Genomic DNA, 19103 nt, shown 5'->3' on the forward strand with positions numbered 1-19103 from the left:
GGGCGGTTCAGGTCAACTCAGCACACACACCAGAGCAGGGCAGGCATGAGGGGAAGGCAGACCCTAGCGCGGCACCGGAACGGCTTCCAGCACGCGGCCGATCAGTTCCTCAAGGGTGAGACCTTCGATCTCGAACTCCGGACGCAGCACCATGCGGTGCCCCAGAACCGGGGCGGCCAGGGCGCGCACGTCGTCAGGCGTCACGAAGTCCCGCATGTCCAGCGCAGCGCGGGCCCGGCTCGCGAGCAGGAGAGACTGGGTGGCGCGGGGCCCGGCTCCCACCAAGACCGCCTCATGGTCGCGGGTGGCGCGGACGAGGTCCACAATGTAGGCGATGAGGTCATCTCGCACCACGATGTGGTGCAGAGCAGCCCGCAGGGTGGCGATGCGGTCGGCGGTGAGCACCTGACGCACGGCACCGCTCTCCAGCACCGACTCTGGAGACTCGTTCCCCAGCATGCGGGTGGCCAGATCCAGCTCTTCGTTCCGGGTGGGGTAGGTCACCTGCACCTTGAACATGAAACGGTCCTTCTGCGCCTCTGGCAGCGGGTAGGTGCCCTCGTATTCCACCGGGTTCTGCGTGGCAAATACCGTGAAGCTGGAGGGGAGGGGGTGCGTCTCGTTATCGATCGTCACCAGGCGCTCCTGCATGGCCTGGAGCAGGGCGGATTGGGTCTTGGCCGGGGCGCGGTTGATTTCATCCGCGAGCAGGAAGCTGGTGAAGACGGGGCCTTTGACGAGGACGAAGGCGTTGTCTTTGAGGTTGAAGACGCTGGTGCCCGTGATGTCCGCCGGCATGAGGTCCGGGGTGAACTGGATGCGGGCGAACTCGCCCCCCAGTACGCGGGCCAGGGTGCGCACCAGGAGGGTCTTGCCCACGCCCGGCACCCCTTCCACCAGCACATGGTGACCGGTGAAGATGGCGATCAGGGCGTGATCAATGACGTTCTGCTGGCCAATGATGACTTTGGCGATCTCGGCACGCGCATCAGAGAGCGCAGCCTTCACGGTTTCGAGGGTTTCAGTCATGGCGAAAATTCAGGCCTGAGGGCGGACCGTTGGCAGGGTGACTTCATGCCTGCCGGATGACAAGCACAAGTCGCTCAGTGCACCCAGTTTCTCCGTGTCACCACATCGGTCAACTAAAGGTGCAACGTGCGGGTGCAAAATTCGCCAGGGTTGCGGGCCGGTGTTAGGGAGGCGTTTTGACGCTAGCACTGCCGCTGCACCGGTAGGAGGTCGTCTTTGCCTCCGGTAGGTCCGCGCAGGAGGGCTCTGGCCTGCGGGTGCCGGGTCGTCATCTTGGGGAAGGGCGGCACGATGCACTCTGGTTCCAGCGTTGTTCCTCTGCACTCGATGTCGATCTATGAATGGTACTTCTTGTGGCGATGCAGGATGAACTCGGTGCAGGGAAACAGCCGGCCCCGATTGGATTCCGGCTCTTCGTAGTCTTCGACCGGGCCGTAGTCATACAGGTTACTGGCTCTGCAGAAAGAGCACACGACCATCCTCGAGTTCGATGAAGCACCCCGGTCCTTCATCACTCCTCTCGCTCACTTTAAAGGCGCGTCGGGCACATTGGGAAGTGGATGCCAGCAGTCCATGGGCCTTCAGGGCAGTTGGATCGAGGTCCTTTGTTTTAGGACCTAGCGAACCAAAGGGCGTGCTGTTTCCTGGGCTCAGGATCACAGTGGCCATCGTCGATTCACAACAGGATGCAAGGAGCGCTGCCGATGTAGCCTGGAAATGCAGACCCCAGCGGCTTCTTCAGGCGCGCTCATTCCGAGGTCAGCAGCCCCGTCGAATGAATTATTTCATTGGCAAAGAAATTTCTCCAGCCAATGTAGGATTGACGAGGCGGGGCTCGGGTCGCAGCGTGGGGAAAGCCCTTGGATAAGATGAAATTCCTGCTCCGCACCCTCACCCTGACCATGTTGTCCGTATGCGGGGTGGGGTGCCGGGATTCTTCCGGAGCCAGCGGGCTCGGTCCCAGTCCCGGCAGTGCTCATCACTATCGCATCAGCCAGCCAGCCCCCGAAGAGGTGGCTGACTCCGCATCAGCGTTGCTGGCCTCCTGCGACGCTGCGGGCATTCCTCTGCGGGACGCTTTGGTGAGCACACCCCGGGAGGGGGCGATCGAGACCCTCCTGCAGCGTCCAGTCCACCCTTCCGTACACAATTGGTTCGTCTGGATGGATGGCCTGGGATTGCCGGAAAGAGTGCGACGTCCCTTGGAGTTTCCACCTGGGGCGGCATTCCTTCCAAGAACTGGAGTCCGTGACCTGGCCAAGCAGTCTTCAACTGAGTTGCTTGGAGCGCCCGGCTTTGAAGGGAGTCAGCTCGTTCCCGTCTCAGGCATGTTGGCCACGGTGAGCGTGGAGTGCGATCCGGCGAGCCCGCTGTACGGGGCGGTGGTGGCCTCGTCAGAGCGGGGGTGGAACGGGGCACAGTTCTACCCCAGTCTCGTGGCCTATCTGAATTTTCTGCGAGCTTGCGTTCAGGAAGAGGCCCTCATCTGGGACGGGGACCGGGACATGCTGGTGGTGGACTTCCAGAAACTGCGGGTGATCGAGGGGGAGCTAGGCGTGACCTCTGCCTTCCCGGCGGGTGGCGACGAGTGATCCATCGGGTGCATCTCCCGGCACAAAGAAAAAGCGCGAATCCGTTGCCGGATTCGCGCTTAAAAATGAATGAGAGTCTTGTGCGAAGGAGAAGTGATCGGGTGGACCGATTCTCTTCTTATTCGTAGCTGGCCTGGGAACCGCCGATTTCGCGCTTCTTGACCCAGCTCATCAGACTGCGGAGGCGGCCACCGACTTCTTCGATCTGGTGAGCTTCGCCTTCTTTACGCAGACGGTTGAAGTTGGGCTGGCCAGCGTTGTATTCGTCGGTCCATTCCTTGGCAAACTCGCCGCTCTGGATGCGCTTGAGCTGGGCGCGCATGTTTTCCTTCACGTGTGCGTCGATGATCTTCGGGCCCACCGTGACGTCGCCGTACTCGGCGGTCTCGGAGATGGAGAAGCGCATGCCGGCGATGCCGGATTCAAACATGAGGTCCACGATGAGCTTCAACTCGTGCAAGCACTCGAAGTAGGCCATCTCTGGCTGATAGCCGGCTTCCACCAGGGTCTCAAAGCCTGCCTTCACCAGGGCGGTGGTGCCACCGCAAAGCACAACCTGCTCACCGAAGAGGTCGGTTTCGGTTTCTTCCTTGAAAGTCGTTTCAAACACACCGCCGCGGGTGCCGCCGATGCCCTTGGCCCAGGCGAGCGCGATTTCCGTGGCGTTGCCGGACTTGTCCTGATAGATGGCGATGAGCGTGGGCACGCCCTTGCCTTCCGTGTACTGACGGCGTACGAGGTGACCAGGGCCTTTGGGGGCCACCATGATCACGTTCACGTTTTCAGGAGGAGTGATGGTCTTGAAGTGAACGGCGAAACCGTGGCTGAAAAGGAGGGTTTTGCCTTCGGTCAGGTTCGGAGCCACGTCGGCGTTGTACACCTTCGGAATCACGGTGTCTGGCACGGCGATCATGATAACGTCCGCTTCCTTCACGGCTTCTGCGGTGTCCAGCACCTTAAAACCACGCTGTTCCGCCACGGCGCGGGACTTGGAGCCGGGATAGAGGCCCACGATGACATTGACGCCGCTTTCCTTGAGGTTAAGGGCGTGGGCGTGGCCTTGGGAGCCGAAGCCGATGACGGCGCAGGTCTTGCCCTTGAGAGGCTCAAGACTGGCGTCGGATTCCGTGTAGATTTTAGCTGCCATGATGGTCGTGGTTTTGGATTAGAAGGGCGCGTAGTCTGCGGCATGCTGGGCGGGGCGTCAAACGGAAAGGCAGATCTGAAAACAGGCGCTTTTGGCAGGGAATCGAGGGTCCAGAGAGGATGTCCTGCGCGAAAATTAGCCAAAAACGCGTCCAAAGGGGCCCGAATGGGGGACGCCGTGCGAAACATTTGCATGCCCGGTGCCCTTTCTCTTTGACGCCCCGGCATCGACCAGCGTAGGCTCTCCGCTCTTATGAAGGTTTCCCTCCTGTTGCCCCTCATCGCTCTTTCCTTGGCCGCTCCGCTTCGGGCTCAGGAAACGAAATCCGCCGAAGCCAAACCCGCCGAAACTGCCGCCGCACCCGCACCTGTGATTGACGCCGCCCTCCTCGAAAAAGTCAGCTATTTCTATGGCACCCAGATGGGTGGCCAATTCCAAGAGATGGGTGTGCAGATCAACGTGGACTCCCTGGCCGCTGGTGTGAAAGACGCCATCGACAAGAAGGAGCCCAAGTACTCCCGCGAAGAGCTCATGGCCACCATGGGCCAGTTCGAGCAGGCCATGAATGCCAAGATGCAGAAGGAAATGGGCGAGGCCGCCACCAAGAACAGCCAGGAAGGCGAAAAATTCCTCGCTGAAAATGGCAAGCGCGCCGGTGTGACGACGACCCCCAGTGGTCTGCAGTATGAGGTGATCAAGAAGGCTGAAGGAGCCAAGCCCAAGGCTGAAGACGTCGTGACCGTGCACTATGTGGGCACGCTCATCAACGGCACTGAGTTCGACAGCTCCATCAAGCGTGGTGAGCCTGCCAACTTCCCCCTCAACCAGGTGATCGCGGGCTGGACGGAAGGTCTGCAACTCATGACCGTGGGTTCCAAGTACAAGCTCTTCGTTCCCTCCAAGCTGGCTTACGGTGAGCAGGGCTCCCCCCGCGCCATTGGGCCCAACTCCACTCTCATCTTTGAAGTGGAGCTTCTGAAGATCGGTGCTGAGCAGTAAGCTTCGGCATCCTTTGTCCGGCAAGAATTGCTCACGATGAAGGGTTGGAAGAGACGCATGGCGCGTGTATTCCTCCCTATGATCAAAAAAGTTCACCAGTGGATCCTGTGGCTACCCCACAAGGTTCACTGGTTTTTTGTGCTCCTGACCGCGCTTCTCATCCCCTGGCTGACCCGGGATGCGGCCAAGCCGGGCGAGTGGTATCCGTTCTCGAACTTTCCGATGTACTCCTCCTTCGAGAAGCAGGCGTACTACGTGTACGTCACGGATCTTGAAGACCGGCCGGTGGCCCTCTACCCCACTTTTGGGAACTGGACGTCCGGGGTGAAGAAGATCTTCGACAACTACTTCAAGGCTGAGGCGAAGGCCCTGAAGAAGCCTTCCAAGAAACTCACCGCCGAGGAGGCGCGCCCGGCGGGAGATGCCACGTTGAAGCAACTCAAAGAGACGGGCCGCTATCCGGACGAAGTGAAGAAATACGCCGGATTCCGGCTCTACAAGGTGGACATCTCTCTGGATGACCACGGGAAGATTGTGAAGGAAACCAGCCTCGTGGGGCAGAACTGAAAGGCATGGAAGAGAGATCGAACACCGCCCTGGCACCCGCCAGCTTTTGGCAGAGACTGCGTCATTGCTGGTTTGGGTACGAGCCCATGCGGCACCACTGGTGGGAGGCCTTCCTCATGCGGGTGGGAGTGGCGCTCATCGTCTGGCCCACCATCGGGGGCTCCTCCCGTTTCACCAGCCAGCCCGTGCCTCACGGCATGGCTGCGCCCGGGTGGAACTTTGCCGCGGCAGACGGGGGCAGTTTCCTCACCCGCATCCTCCCAGGTTTGGATTTTACCTGGATCGGGAGTGAAAAGCTGATCAAGGGGACACTCTTCACCCTCGACCTTCCGGGGTTTCCCGCTTGGGACGTCACCATGCTCACCCTCTGGGCGCTGTCCCTGGCGCTATACGCTCTCGGTGTGTTCCCAGTTATCACCATTGTGCCCGCCCTTGTGGCGAGTGTGGCGCATGGGGTTCTTGGAAACTCCCAAGGGGCCATCGGACACACCACGCAGATCGTTTCCGTGACCCTGCTGGCCATCTGGCTGGCAGCGGTGTGGGGGCATCTTTGCCAGGTGTTTGGCTGGCGGCGGCCCCATGGCCTGCGTCAGGACCAGATGGAGCTGGACTGGGCCCGCCAGTCGATCATGGCCACCTATGTAGCCTCCGCCCTCACCAAGGTGTATGAAAGCGGCGGCAACTGGATGGCTGACACGCCCTACTTTGGGCTGCAGATCGCCAAATCCACGGGCATGGCGTACTACACCCACCTCGTCCCGCCTGACAATGCCGCGTGGCTGGCGCAGTATTTTGTGGACCACCCCCTTGTGGCCCAGATTGCTCTGGGGGCGGGGCTTCCGCTGGAGCTGTTCGCTTTCTTCGCCTTGCTCAACCGGCGCATCGCGCTGGTGTATGGGCTGGCCCTCATCACCTTCCATCAGACCGTTACGGAGGTCATGAATCTGGGCTTCCTCTATCACAAGCAACTCCTTCTGGTGCTGTTCGTGAACCCGGTGTTCTGGGCGTGGGTGGCAGGGGACTGGGTGCGGCGTCGTTTTGGCCCTGGGTCTGGCCCGGTTCGCTCTGCCAAGTCCCTGTCTGCGGCGGAGTCATGCTGATCGCCATCCACAAGCCCTACGGCGTGCTCTCCCAGTTCACAAAAGAGCACCCCTCCCATCGGACGCTGGCAGAGTTTGGACTGCCCGCCGGTGTGTATCCCATTGGTCGATTGGATTCCGATTCGGAAGGGTTGCTCTTGCTGAGCGATGAAGCCCGGTGGAACCAGCAATTGCTTCATCCCACCAGGGGACATGAGCGAACCTATCATGTGCAGGTCGAGGGCATCCCCACCGCGGAGGCGATCACCCGTCTCACGCGTGGCGTCCAGTTGCCGGACTTTTACACCCTGGCCTGCAAGGTGCAGCTGCTGGAACCCGCGCCGTTGTACCCAGCCCGGGTGCCGCCGATCCGGGAGCGTAAATCCATCCCGACCTCCTGGCTGGCGATGAAACTGGTGGAAGGCAAAAATCGTCAGGTGCGCCGCATGACGGCCGCTGTGGGATATCCCACCCTGCGCCTCATCAGGGCTGCGATGGGCAGGCTGGAACTGGCAAGGCTGGATCTCGAACCCGGGAAATGGCAGGAGCTGACTGAGGGGCAGATCAAGCTGTTGTTGGCGTGACTGAGTCAGCGTCCTGTAGATGGTCTGTGCCAGAACCCGCGGCCAACCGCCCTGGGTTGTAGGGCGACCGCCCCGGTTGCCTCAGTCAGGGATGGAGCGTGGCAAGCGGAGCGCTTGCCCTACAGCGCCACGGGCGAGGTTGGCTTTTGCAAGGCACCATTGGACGTGCCGCGACCTGCAATCAAGACGACGCACCCAACTTAGCGGCGGAATGCACGCTTGAACGGATCCGCCACGTTGGTGCGCCACCAGTTGGGCTCATCATCGTCGCCATCGCTGCTTTGACCACTGCTACTGCGGGAGGACCGCTTGCGGGCTGGGGCAGACCAGTCGGACTTGTCGTCCATGCCGCTCAAGCCGAGGGCGGCAACGGTGGCGCTGTCGAGCTGACCATTGGGCTGGAGACCGTTGGCGGACTGGAAGCTCACAATGGCCTTATGCGTGCCTTGACCCACTTTGCCATCCACGGGGGCCTTGTAGTGGCTCTTCTGTTTGAGCGCGGCCTGGGCCTCAAAGAGGAGGTAAGCGCGTCCATTCTTGGAATAGGCGTTGAAAGAGGAGCCCGCAAAGATCTGGTCAAGATTCCAGTACCCATCGGGTGGCGGTGCCGGTGCCGGATGCGAAGGGGGGTGAGTCCCGTATGCGATCGGGCTGGAGAGCACCGGCGTCGGCATGGCGGTGGTCGAGCCGGGGGCTACAGTGGTACCAGGGGCCTGGGGAGCTACGGATCCGGTGGAGGTGAGATCTTGAAGCGGAGGTGGGGTTGCGGCAGCAGGGGCAGTGGGCCTCATCGCTTCCGGTGTGGGCACAGGCGCGACAGGGGCCGCGGTGCCGTGGCTGGCAGTTCCCGCAGGGCCGGAAGGCGGGGCAGCGGGCGGTTGATCTGCCGGGTCCACAGAAGGCAGGGCTGTTGGCGGACGGGACGCCACCGGGGGTGGGGCTGCCGGTTGATGTGTCGGGAGCGTCGCGGATGGAGTGGCTCCTGCCGGAGGGGTATCTGGCCGTGAGGCCATTCCCGAGGCTGGGGGCGAGGGATTTGTCCGTGGGGCCTGGCTGTACGGGGGATCCGGTACATGGGCCACCACCACAGGGGGCTGAGGGGCGGTCTTCACAAAGGTGAAGGACTGTTGACGCTGCTGATTGCGGGTGATCTCAAGGGGGATGCTCTTAAACTCCCCGGCATAGCGCATGCTCACCTCATAGAGGCCCACGGGAAGGGACAGTGTTTTCGGCGTTTCGCCCCGCAGTTTGGGAGCAGACTCGTCATTTGCGAGCTGCACCTCGTAAGGCACGCCATCAGGATCACTTGAAAGAAGCAGGGAACCGTGGCTTTGCGCCAGCTTCACCAGTCCAGAGCTGGTCTTTTGTCCGGCCTGCAGGTCCAGTTCGACGGTCTGGGGCTCGAAGCCGTCCGCTGCGATCTTGGCGGAGTAGTGCCCGGGCTTCAGTCCGGTAAAAAGTGCAGGAGTGTTCTTTGTTTGTCCATCCAGGGAAACAACGGCCCCAGCCGGATCAGACTCCATCGCGAGCTGGGCAGGCCGGTTCATCCACCACCATGCGCCACCCGCGCCCGTGGCACCGAGCAGAAGAACCAATGTAGAAGCCAATGGCACCCAGGATCGCTTCGGCTCGGTTAGTGCAGATGGAGTCGTGGAGGGTGCTCGATCCTGCCGGACCTGGATGGACCGGGGGCCATCTGTTTTCACTCGCACGCCTGCCATGATGCCATCCGTCCGCGCAGACAGGCCTAGCCGACGGGCCAGCTCGCCAGCGGATTGTGGCCGTTTGGCCGGGTCTTTATTCAGACATGCGGCGATGGCGTCTTCCCAATCGCGAGGGATGTCCTCTGCCGCCTGGATTTCCAGTTCTTCCCGGCGCTGCCTCACTGAGGGGGCATTTTTCGCCGTGATCTGCATTGAGATGTCGCCGCTGTAGAAAGGCGGTTTCCCGGAGAGCAGTTCATAAAGGGTCGCACCCACGGAATAGATGTCATCCGTGGGCTTGGGGCGATCTCCCATGGCCTGCTGGGGGCTCATGTAGAGGAGCGTGCCGCTCGTGTTCGCCCGCATCATGCTCAGGCGGCTCATGGTATCAGAGACACTCCGGGCAATGCCAAAGTCAGTAATCTTCACCTGCGACTCGATGTTCACCATCAAGTTCGCGGGCTTAAGGTCGCGGTGCACCAGCCGACGCTGCAAATGCGCATAGTCCAGAGCATCGCACATTTGTGCCAGCCACGGGGCGAGATCGTCCACGGCAAAGACGTGCTGGTTCTGGGTGAGCCGCATTTCCGAAAGGCTCTTGCCATTCACGTACTCCATGCTGATTGCCGCCGCCTCGTCGTCATCCACGAAGTCGTAAATGCGCACAATATTGGGGTGGGCCAACTCGAGCCCGCGGCGGGTCTCATCCTTGAGCTCCTTCAGCGCCACAGGATCGGCACCAATGACATCGGGCAGGAATTTTAGTGCGACATGTCTGTCCAGCTTGGTGTCATCTGCCAGCCATACCACGCCCATGCCACCGCGGCCGAGCACGCGCTGTAGGCGGTAGCGGTTGAACACCAGCGTTCCACTTCCCGGGATCTTGATGGTGTTCAAGAACTCCAGTTCGGCAGACGGCACCTCAGCCGCCACTTCCGTGGGCGTCCGCGGAATCGTAGCACTGAGATTGAGCGTGTCTTCGTGGGGGTTCATGATTCCTTCATGAGAAGGTTGCAGCCAGAAAGACTACCCTCCTTTCGTTTCCATGTCATCCTAAAGTGTTACTCGGGCTTCCGCAAATGCTCCAGTTCGATACGAATGAAACACGCGTGTGGATGTACCGCATCCCGGGGCAGGAGAATTGAAGTGCGCATAGCGGTGGTGAAGAGAAACTACCTGGTTCATTCAGCCCTCTGTCGGCGGAAGACCGGCTTACCCCGATCAACCTGCAGAGTGACAGTGGGTCAGCCTCTGGAGGTTGGGGTTTCGTTGCCTGTCAGGGAGTACCCGAGCACCCGGTACCCATAGGGGCCAAAGCGGAGTTTGTCTCCGTCGCGCAGCAGCAGCAGCTCATGGGGCAAGGTGGGAGTGTCCATGTTTCCCGCCCGTGAGAAGACGCTGGCGGCGATGGGTTCGAGCCAGAACTGTCCGGCCAGCCGGTGAATGCGAGCGGCGGGCACGGCACCGGCCTCGGCGCGGAACCAAGGTCGGCCGGACTTGGAGAAATGCAGGCCCACATCACTGAGGACCATGGCGGCCTCACAGAGCAGCACGCCGCTGCCGCCGGCGCGGACGATCACCGCGCCCCCCAGCGGAGACTCGTTTTCCTGTTCCCACTCCAGGACCTCCCGTTTCTCGGGATAGTCTGTAGGCATGGCACGCACCTCCACGGGGTATTCACCCGCGAGCAAAAAGTTGAGTGGCGCTGTAGCTTCAGCCACCTGCACGACAGGGGCGTCGTTGACCACGCTGGGATTCACAGCGCTGCTTTCCTGCAGGCGCAGCTTTTCCCCGATCTGGCGAATTCTGGTCTGGGTCCGGCTGATGCGACGAGAGCGCCCGTCGTTCACATTCGAGCGGGGGCGGAACTGGGCCACGAAGTCAGCGTCCGCAGCAGACCGCCCTAAGGTGAGGCCGTCATCCGCCACCAGGGCGAAGATGGGGGCGTCTTCGTGATCCGGCACCAGGCGAAGGCGCAGTGTAGGGCGCATCGCCTGGGCGGCTTCTTTCTCCGTCGGCTTCACCGCCACGGGGGGGCAAGCTGGGGTGGGCGGCTCTGGAGGCCTGGCCGGAAGGGGGGGCGGCTGGGCCACACGGATGGTGACGGCCAGCGGGTTCACGGGATTGATCTCCTCCGGCTGGGTGCGGGTAACCGTGACCGTCATCGTTCGCAACCGTTCCGTGTGGGCAGCGATGCTCGGGCTCATGGAGATCCCGAAAAAGTCATCCATAAAGGACTTGGCGCTGACAAAGCCCGCCCGCCCCTCGCTCGTAAGGGCCCGGCGCAGCAGCACGTTCTGCTGGGAGGTGAGCTGGGGCACGGGCTGATAGCGGGCGTTGCCGCCACGCATGGACTGGGGCTGGCCCAGCAAGTCGCAACACAGCGCGGCCAGGGGCAGCACGTAGTCGTGTGTATCCTTCGGGATGGGGTCCGTCGCGGCCGCTTTGAAGTCAGCCACGTTGAACTGCATGGTGGCCATGGGATCAAAGGACGGCACGTCCGAGCCCGTTGCCTCAAAGGAGGGCACATCCGGTGCCGGGATCCGGGGCAGCCCCAGGCGCGGGTCCACAAAGAGATTGGCTGCGTCCAGCGCCAGGCGGGGCCAGCCCAGAGTGGTTGCTGCCTCACAAGCCTCGGTGATCAGGCGCAGGAACGCCTCCACCTCTTCCATGGAAAGGGCCTGTCGTTGCTGGAGCAACTCCTTGAGGCTGAACTCTCCGGGGAATTCGGAAACCATCCATTGGAAATCCTGTTCCAGTCGAAAATCAAGCGCCCGGCATAGCAATGCCACCGGAGGGCGGCTCATGGCCTCCACCACACGACGCTGACGCTCCAGGGAGGCACGGCCCACAGGGCTGGCATAGTCACAAAAACTCAGGATAAACTGTTCAGGCGTGCCGCTTGTGCCCTGCACCACGTACCGCTGGTGGGTGGCCGAAATGGATGGCAGCCGGGCGGTGACTTGGTATTTGTTGTCGAGGAACTGGTCGAGGGTCATGGCGGACGGCTGCAGCATAAACAAAGGGCCAGTGCTGTCGAGCCGACACACTGCCGCCTTTGCATGTCAATTCGTGCGCCCTTGTGACAGGGGAACCGGAGAAAAGTTTGTTTTTGCAGCTATTTATTTGGGGCCGGTGCGGGAAAGGCCGCTCCGGCTCCCTCTCACGCCAGGATTTCCTTCATTAATCGACCATCCCCGGTGGGGCCGATGAGACGTTGGTTCAAGCCCTGATAGCGGTAGCTGAACTTGTGGGCATCGAAGCCGAGCTGGTGCAGCAGGGTCGTCTGTAGATCACGGATGGTGTATTTCCCTTCCACCACATCGTAGCCCAGCTCATCCGTCGCCCCATGGACGATGCCGCCTTTGATCCCGCCGCCGGCCATCCACATGGTGAAGCAGTTGGGGTGGTGGTCGCGTCCCAGATAGGTGCTGCCGCCCCGGGCCTCGTTCATGGGGGTGCGCCCGAACTCGCCTCCCCACACCACGAGCGTGTTTTCCAGCAGGCCGCGTTGTTTGAGGTCGGTGATCAGCGCCGCGCAGGCCTGGTCCACGTCCCGGCATTTCTGCGGGAACTTGTTCACGAGATCGTCGCCTTTGCCCGTGCCATGAATGTCCCAGCCCCAGTCAAAAAGCTGGACATACCGCACCCCGTTCTCCACCAGCCGACGGGCCAGCAGGCAGTTGTTGGCAAAGGAGCCTTCGCCTGGCTTCGCGCCATACAGATTGCGTACGGACTCTGGTTCCTTCTGAATGTCGAACACCTCTGGCACGGCCGTTTGCATGCGGTAGGCCAGCTCATACTGGGAGATGCGGGTGAGGGTCTCGGGGTCACCCAGTTCCGCAGCCTCCAGCTGATTCAATCGCCCCAGCGCATCCAGGCTGCGACGGCGGGAGTCGCGGGCCATTCCTTCCGGGTTCTTGGAAAACAGGATGGGCTCGCCCGTGGTGCGGCACTGCACGCCCTGATAGACGGAGGGGAGGAAACCACTGTTCCACAAGCTTTTGCCTCCAGTGGGGTCTGTCCCTCCAGAGAGCAGCACGACAAAGCCCGGCAGATCCAGGTTCTCACTGCCCAGCCCGTAAGTGACCCAGGAGCCGATGGAGGCACCTCCAGCGCGCATGTCGCCCGTGTGGACAAAGAGCTCCGCCGGGGCGTGATTGAACTGGTCCGTGTTCATGGACTTCACCAGGGCGACCTCGTCCACGATCTTGGTGAAATGGGGGAACATATCGCTCACCCATGCACCGCTCTGCCCATACTGTTTGAACTTGTACGGGGAGCCCAGCATCTTTGGCCGCCCCTTGATGAAGGCAAAGCGTTTGCCGGCGAACAGGGAGTCCGGGCAGTCCTGCATGTGCAGCTCATTGAGCTTCGGCTTGTAGTCGAAAAGGTCCAGTGTCGGAGGAGCACCAGACATGTGCAGGTAGATGACCGATCTGGCCTTAGCCGGGAGCGGAGCTTGATGAGGGAGCAGGGGATTCTCCGGCAGCGACATGCCGCCCGCTGCGGGTGCGGCGGAGGAGAGGCCGGGAAGCATGCCCTGCAGGGCCATGGCACCGAGGCCAAGACCGGACTGCCCCAGGAAGGTGCGCCGGGTGGCAAGGCGGGCGCTTGCGAGATGGAAGGGGTTCATGGAAATAGAGATCAGCCTTTGGTGAGGACACCGTCCAGGTTGAGCAACACATTGGCAACCATCGTCCAGACAGCCGCCTCGGCAGGATCACTGCCGGCCGGGATTTCACCGGCGAGGCGGGCAGCATCGGCGGGAGCGGATTTCAAGTGGGCCAGTTCATCCCGGTGGAAGTCGAGGAGCGCAGTGATTTGCTCCGCACTGGCAGGACGCACAAGGCTGAGCTCCAAGCCATAGCGGATGCGCGCCTCCGGGGTGGTCCCGCCTTCGCGGATGAGACGCCGTCCCAGGGACTGGGCCATCTCGAAGTAGGCCGGGTCATTCAGCGTGACGAAGGCTTGCAGGGGCGTGTTGGTGGGCAGCCGACGCAGCGTGGCGTTCTCCCGGCTGGGGGCATCGAAGGTGGCCATGCTGGGGTACGGCACAGTGCGCCGCCAGAAGGTGTAGAGGCCGCGGCGGTAGCGGTCCTCGCCGTTGCTCGTCTCCCAGGTGCGCTGGCCGTTGAAGGCGGCGCGCCACAGTCCGTCGGGCTGTGGGGGGAAGACGCTGGGGCCGCCCAGCTTGTGGCTCATCAGGCCGGAGAGCGTCAGCGCCTGGTCGCGCACCTGCTCGGCATCCAGGCGGCGGCGCTGGTAGTGGGAAAGCAGCACATTGCGCGGGTCCTTGGTCCGGGCCAGCTCAGAAGGCTTCGACGACTGCCGGTAGGTGCTGCTCATGATCATGGTCTTGAGCAGGGCCTTCACATCCCAGTTCAGGTCCATGAACTCCACGGCCAGCCAGTCGAGCAGTTCCGGGTTCGAGGGGAGGGTGCCCTGGGTGCCGAAGTCCTCCTCTGTCTCCACAATCCCGCGGCCAAAGAGCTGCGCCCAGAAGCGGTTCACCGTCACGCGGGCCGTCAGGGGGTTTTCCCGGCTCATGAGCCACTCCGCCACCGCGAGGCGGTTGATGCGGCTCGAGGCCGGCGCGGGGTTGAAGCTCTTCAGCAGCGCGGGCTGCACAGGGTCTCCGGGGTTCAGGAAATTGCCTTTGACCAGGAAGTGGGACTGGCGCTGCTTGCCCGCCTCCAGGTCCTTCATCACGGGAAGCGGCACGGGTTTGCCCGCCGTCTGCATTTCGTTTTGCTTCTTCTCCAGATCGGTGCGGATCCGGGCGTACACCCCAGAGCGATCCTTGTACCAGTCCAGCAGCTCCGCCTGGCTCTTCGCATCGCGGTTGGCAGACGGGATGGCCAGGAGGTCCTGGATGCGGGCCGGCATGACTGGTTGTGGGGTGGGATCGGTGGTGATGGAGAGGCGATACCGCCCCAGCACGTGCTTGCTGCCATGGAGCTGGGCCAGACTGATCTGCAAACGAGTCGGAGTGCCCTTGGTGCCCACGGGCGCTGAGGTCACGAACTGCGCGGTGTGCGCCTGGCCCAGCTGCGGACTCACCCCCCAGCCGCTGTCAGGCTTGCCGTCGATGGCTTGGGCGACGGTGAAGCCGTTCTGCTCGAAGTCGGCTGTTGCTTCCTTAAACCGAATATCCACCGGACCGCCCACGGGCAGGGTGGTGCTGGGTTGGGGGGCGGAGGCTTCGTCGCGATGAAAGACCTCCTTGCGACCTGCATCCAGGGCCACCACCTGGAAACCCGCCGTGCGGGAGCCGGTATTGCCGTCCGTCCGGTTCCACACCACGATGGAGTCCACCGGCACCTCTTGCTTGAGATCCACTTCCCACCAGGGATCATCTTGCTGGGAGCAGTGGCTGACGGATTTCTTTGCATAGTCGCCATCTGTGTTGCCATCCGCCGCCAGCTTGGCCGATCCTTCAAATCCGGTGGAGGATTGCGTGGCAAGCCCTGTGGGAGCCAGGTTCCGCCCTGCGGAGAAAACTTGCACCTCTGCCAGATGCAGAATGCGGGACTTGCCCGGCAGGGTGACGCGGACGAAGCGGGCTTTGGGGCGGCTCTTTTCGGGCATCGCGGGTTCGGCGGACACCTTGAGCTCGCTGAGCACAAAGTTGCCTGCCCCCGAGTGGCCGGGGCCCTTGCCTGGCAACCGGTCATCAGGCAGGGCTTCGACGCGGATGCCAGTGATGCCTCCTGGAACCACGGCCTCCAGAAGGTGGGTGTCAGACACTACAGCTCCTGCCAGGAGGGAGTGGTCCGGCTGCTTTGCCAGGGGCGCTCCTTTTTCGGAACGGGCGGCGGTGAGTTCTACCGGTTGCCAGCGGGTGGGTTGTTTCATCGTGGCCTCCCAGGCCGCCAGCTCTTCTGTGAGTGCGGGCGGGGCCGGCGCCTTCAACTGAGTTTCCAGTGCCAGGATCTCCTTCTGCAGCTTCTCCATGCGCTTGCGCTGCGCGGGGTCGGCTACGGCCAGGGTGGGGGTCTCGTCCGCCTTGTCGTTGTCAGCGGTCTGGTTGAAGATGGCGAAGAACTCGTAGTACTCCTGCTGCGTGATGGGGTCGAACTTGTGCGTGTGGCATTGCGCACAGCCCAAGGTGAGCCCCATCCACACCTGCATGGTGGTGCCGATGCGGTCTTTCACCGCGGCCACCCGGAACTCCTCGTCATCCGTACCGCCTTCGGTGTTGGTCATCGTGTTCCGATGAAACGCGGTGGCAATCAACTGCTCCTGGGTCGGGTTCTTCAGAAGATCGCCCGCCAGTTGATCCCGGGTGAACTGGTCATAGGGCTGGTTGCGATTGAAGGCGTTGATCACCCAGTCACGATACGGCCAGATGTTCAGCCGCAGAGGGTCACTGCCGTAGCCGGCAGAGTCGGCATAGCGGGCCAGATCGAGCCAGACGCGGGCCCAGCGTTCGCCGTAGGCCGGTTGGGCCAGGTAGTGGTCCACCATGCGCTCGTAGGCATCGGGGCGCTGGTCCTCCACAAAACGCTTCACTTCGGCCGGAGAAGGTGGCAGGCCGGTGAGGTCCAGGGCGAGTCGGCGGATGAGCGTGTGACGGTCTGCTTCCGGGGCAGGAGCCAGGCCTTGGGCTTTGAGGTGCTTCTGCACGAACGCATCAACGGGAGCCACCACAGCGCTGGGCGGAGTGGGCTTCACCGGTTTCTGGAAAGCCCAGTGTTCTGCATAGGGAGCACCCTGGTTGATCCATTTTTTCATCACCTCGATCTCGCGGGAGGTGAGGGCGTGCCCTTCCTTCGGCGGAGGCATGACCTCATCGGGATCCGTGGTCAGGATCCGTGCCATGATGTCACTGGCTCCGGCATCGCCGGGCTTGATGGCATGCACGCCATCCCGGTCCTTGATGGCTTCGTCACGCAGATCCAGCCGCAGCTTCGCTTTGCGGGAGCCTTCATCCGCGCCGTGGCAGTGGTAGCACTTGGCGGAGATGATCGGGCGCACATCCTTGTTGAAATCCACCACCGCCGGGACGGGCTGGTTTTTGAAGACATCACCATGCGGATTCTCCTCGGCCAGGGCGAGAACGGGTGCTCCCAGCAGGGCCAGGGGGAGCAAACGGCAGAGGGGGGCGGGTCGGGCGGAGCTCATGCGCGCTGAAAGAAGCTTATAAGGGGCCTGAAGGGGCGAACTATCATCTGAACAAATGTCCCCAGCAGACCAATTGTAACGAAGAAATGGACTCTTTTTTAGCCCGACTTGGCGGACTCGCGGTCGATTTGGGCTATTTTCGGCCGCTTGACGCGCTGCAACCCTTGATTTTGCGAGGGTCCGTTTCCAAAACGGCTTGTAGTGAAGACCTTGGTGGTTGCACTGTCGTTTTGCTGGCTACCTTCTTGGGCCATCATGTTCCTGCGTTGCACCAAACGGCTCAAGGATGGCAAAGAACACCTTTACTGGAGCATCGTCGAAAGCAGGCGTGTCAGCCCGCGTCAGGTGGTCCAGAGGCATGTGCTTTATCTGGGCGAACTCAACGGCCGCCAGGAGGCTTCCTGGCGCAAGACCATCGAACTCTTCGGCCAGGATGAAGGGGCCCCTCAGCAGGTGGCTCTCTTTGCCGAGGAACATGCCCCCAAGCATGTCGGCGTCGATGAGTTCCCCGTGGTGCAACTGCGCCTTCATGCCATGCGCCTGGAACGTCCCCGCCAGTGGGGAGCCTGCTGGCTGGCCTGCCAGCTGTGGGAGCAGTTGCTCCTGGCGGACTTCTGGCAGGAGCGTCTGCCGCCCAGCCGAGAAGGCACCCGCTGGGATCTGGTGCTCCAGACCCTCGTGCTCTACCGGCTCATCGAACCGGGCAGTGAATGGCGGCTGCACCGCCATTGGTTTGACCAGACGGCCATCGCCGACCTGCTGGACGCAGACTTTGTCCTGGCTGAGATCCACCGTCTCTACGAGTGCCATGACAAGATCCTGGCTCACAAACGGTCCTTGTTTGATCATCTGACTCAACGCTGGCGCGACCTCTTTGGCGTCCGGTACGAGGTGCTGCTCTACGACCTCACCAGCACTTATTTTGAGTGCGCCCCCCCTGACAACCCCACGGGCCTGCGCCGCTTTGGCTACAGCCGTGACAAGCGCAGCGACTGTGTGCAGGTGGTCATTGCCCTCATTGTCACCCCCGAGGGCTTTCCCCTGGCCTATGAAGTGCTGCCGGGTAACACGGCGGACAAGACCACGCTCAAAGCCTTCCTGGCAAAGATCGAAGACCAGTACGGCCAGGCCGATCGCATCTGGGTCATGGACCGGGGCATCCCCACCGAAGAGACCCTTGAGCAGATGCGTCAGAGCACGCCACCGGTGAGCTATCTGGTGGGGACTCCCAAAGGACGCTTGAGCAAGCTGGAGGAGTCCCTGGCCCAGCAGCCCTGGCAGCAAGCCCGACCCCAGGTGCGCGTCAAACTGCTGCCTCATGAAGGGGAGACTTATGTGCTGGCCCAGAGTGAGGACCGCGTGGCCAAAGAACGCTCCATGCGCCGCCGCCGGTTGCGCAAGTACCTTGATGCCCTCCAAGGGTTGCGCCAGCGCAAGCGTCCCCTCACGCGCGACGCCATGCATGAAGCGTTGGGAGCCGCCAAAAAAGAAGCGGGACGCGATGCTCGCTTTGTCAAAGTCAGCGTACAGTTGCAGCCCGCCAAAGAAGAGGGCAAAGCCAAAGCCAAAGCCAAAGCCAAAGGCAAGAGCAAGCAACTGGCGACTTTGAGCTGGCAGCTGGACCGCAAAACATTGCGCGAAGCGTGGCGGCGGGAGGGAAGGTATCTGCTGCGCACCAATCTGACGGCCACCGATCCTGCGCGACTCTGGGAGTATTACCTGCAACTGGTGGAAGTGGAGCAGGCGTTCAAAGAGCTGAAGCATGACTTGGGGATCCGTCCGGTGCATCACCAGCACGATCATCGCATCGAGGCGCACATCTTCGTGTCATTCCTGGCGTACTGCCTGCAGGTGACGCTCAAGGCGCGCTTGAAGCTGACGGCCAGCGGGCTGACACCGCGCAGTGTGCTGGAGAAGTTTGCGACGGTGCAGATGCTTGATGTGCATCTGCCCACGACCGATGGGCGGGAGGTGGTGATGAGCCGCTACACGCAGCCCTCCAAAGAGATGCAGCTGTTGCTCGACCAGCTCAAGATGACGCTGCCTGAGCAGGCTCCGCCTAAAATCACTGGTTGATACCCAATGAAGAAAGGTCGCGAAATGGCCTCAGATGTAGTGAAGACCTTTTGAGGTCAATGTCGCAAAATCAAGGGTTGGAGGATCACTGGACCCGCCAGTCCGCTAAGTCGGGTTAGGTACGTGGGGACTGGGGCAGCCTTTGACGGTCTCTGATTCACTTCTGCACGGATAGTCTCAATCCCTGGAGTAAATGGGCA

At 61.9% G+C, this 19103-nt stretch carries 12 protein-coding genes; 6 read left to right on the top strand and 6 right to left on the bottom strand.

The window, feature by feature from the left end; genetic code table 11:
• Positions 1–63 precede the first annotated feature (63 nt).
• Complete coding sequence (locus tag VSP_RS02090) at positions 64–1029, bottom strand: AAA family ATPase (RefSeq protein WP_009958404.1); 966 nt, start codon at positions 1027–1029, stop codon at positions 64–66.
• An 869-nt stretch (positions 1030–1898) separates the two neighbouring features.
• On the opposite strand from VSP_RS02090, the gene VSP_RS02100 reads away from it, so the two are divergent.
• Positions 1899–2621 carry a hypothetical protein gene (locus VSP_RS02100; protein ID WP_009958408.1) on the top strand — a complete coding sequence of 241 codons (723 nt, stop codon included), beginning with the start codon at positions 1899–1901 and terminating at the stop codon, positions 2619–2621.
• Positions 2622–2739: 118 nt separating this feature from the next.
• On the opposite strand, the gene ilvC is transcribed toward VSP_RS02100, so the two are convergent.
• Positions 2740–3768, bottom strand: a complete 1029-nt coding sequence (ilvC, locus tag VSP_RS02105) for a ketol-acid reductoisomerase (RefSeq protein ID WP_009958411.1) — start codon at positions 3766–3768, stop codon at positions 2740–2742.
• Positions 3769–4020: 252 nt separating this feature from the next.
• Here ilvC and bamJ point away from each other — a divergent pair, with 252 nt between their 5' ends.
• The 4 genes from bamJ (at position 4021) to VSP_RS02125 (ending at position 6997) form a co-directional block, all read left to right on the top strand.
• Complete coding sequence (gene bamJ / locus VSP_RS02110; protein ID WP_009958412.1) at positions 4021–4767, top strand: BamJ family beta-barrel-assembly machinery protein; 747 nt, start codon at positions 4021–4023, stop codon at positions 4765–4767.
• A gap of 78 nt (positions 4768–4845) precedes the next feature.
• Positions 4846–5334 (top strand): hypothetical protein, encoded by a 489-nt coding sequence (locus tag VSP_RS02115; RefSeq protein ID WP_009958413.1) that lies wholly within the window; start codon positions 4846–4848, stop codon positions 5332–5334.
• Between the two features lie 5 nt (positions 5335–5339).
• Positions 5340–6434: a hypothetical protein gene (locus tag VSP_RS02120; RefSeq protein ID WP_009958414.1), complete on the top strand. Its 1095-nt coding sequence runs from the start codon at positions 5340–5342 to the stop codon at positions 6432–6434.
• Positions 6428–6997, top strand: coding sequence for a pseudouridine synthase (locus VSP_RS02125; protein ID WP_009958415.1), 570 nt, complete (start codon positions 6428–6430; stop codon positions 6995–6997). The genes VSP_RS02120 and VSP_RS02125 overlap by 7 nt, the downstream gene beginning before the upstream one ends.
• Positions 6998–7197: 200 nt before the next feature.
• Here the strand turns inward: VSP_RS02125 and VSP_RS38795 are convergent, their stop codons facing one another.
• From VSP_RS38795 to VSP_RS02145, 4 genes are all read right to left on the bottom strand, one after another.
• Positions 7198–9693 carry a protein kinase domain-containing protein gene (locus tag VSP_RS38795; protein WP_009958416.1) on the bottom strand — a complete coding sequence of 832 codons (2496 nt, stop codon included), beginning with the start codon at positions 9691–9693 and terminating at the stop codon, positions 7198–7200.
• A 251-nt stretch (positions 9694–9944) separates the two neighbouring features.
• Positions 9945–11699: an FHA domain-containing protein gene (locus VSP_RS02135; protein ID WP_157210690.1), complete on the bottom strand. Its 1755-nt coding sequence runs from the start codon at positions 11697–11699 to the stop codon at positions 9945–9947.
• 164 nt (positions 11700–11863) lie between these two features.
• The gene (locus VSP_RS02140) at positions 11864–13336 is read right to left on the bottom strand and encodes a DUF1501 domain-containing protein (protein ID WP_009958418.1); all 1473 of its coding nucleotides are present in this window, start codon (positions 13334–13336) and stop codon (positions 11864–11866) included.
• An 11-nt stretch (positions 13337–13347) separates the two neighbouring features.
• On the bottom strand, positions 13348–16827 hold the full coding sequence (locus VSP_RS02145; RefSeq protein ID WP_009958419.1) for a DUF1553 domain-containing protein: 3480 nt from the start codon (positions 16825–16827) through the stop codon (positions 13348–13350).
• Positions 16828–17082: 255 nt separating this feature from the next.
• Here VSP_RS02145 and VSP_RS02155 point away from each other — a divergent pair, with 255 nt between their 5' ends.
• Positions 17083–18903, top strand: coding sequence for an IS1634-like element ISVsp2 family transposase (locus VSP_RS02155; protein WP_009958421.1), 1821 nt, complete (start codon positions 17083–17085; stop codon positions 18901–18903).
• The last annotated feature ends 200 nt before the right edge of the window (positions 18904–19103 follow it).

It is taken from the genome of Verrucomicrobium spinosum DSM 4136 = JCM 18804 (assembly GCF_000172155.1).
Taxonomy (GTDB): domain Bacteria; phylum Verrucomicrobiota; class Verrucomicrobiia; order Verrucomicrobiales; family Verrucomicrobiaceae; genus Verrucomicrobium; species Verrucomicrobium spinosum.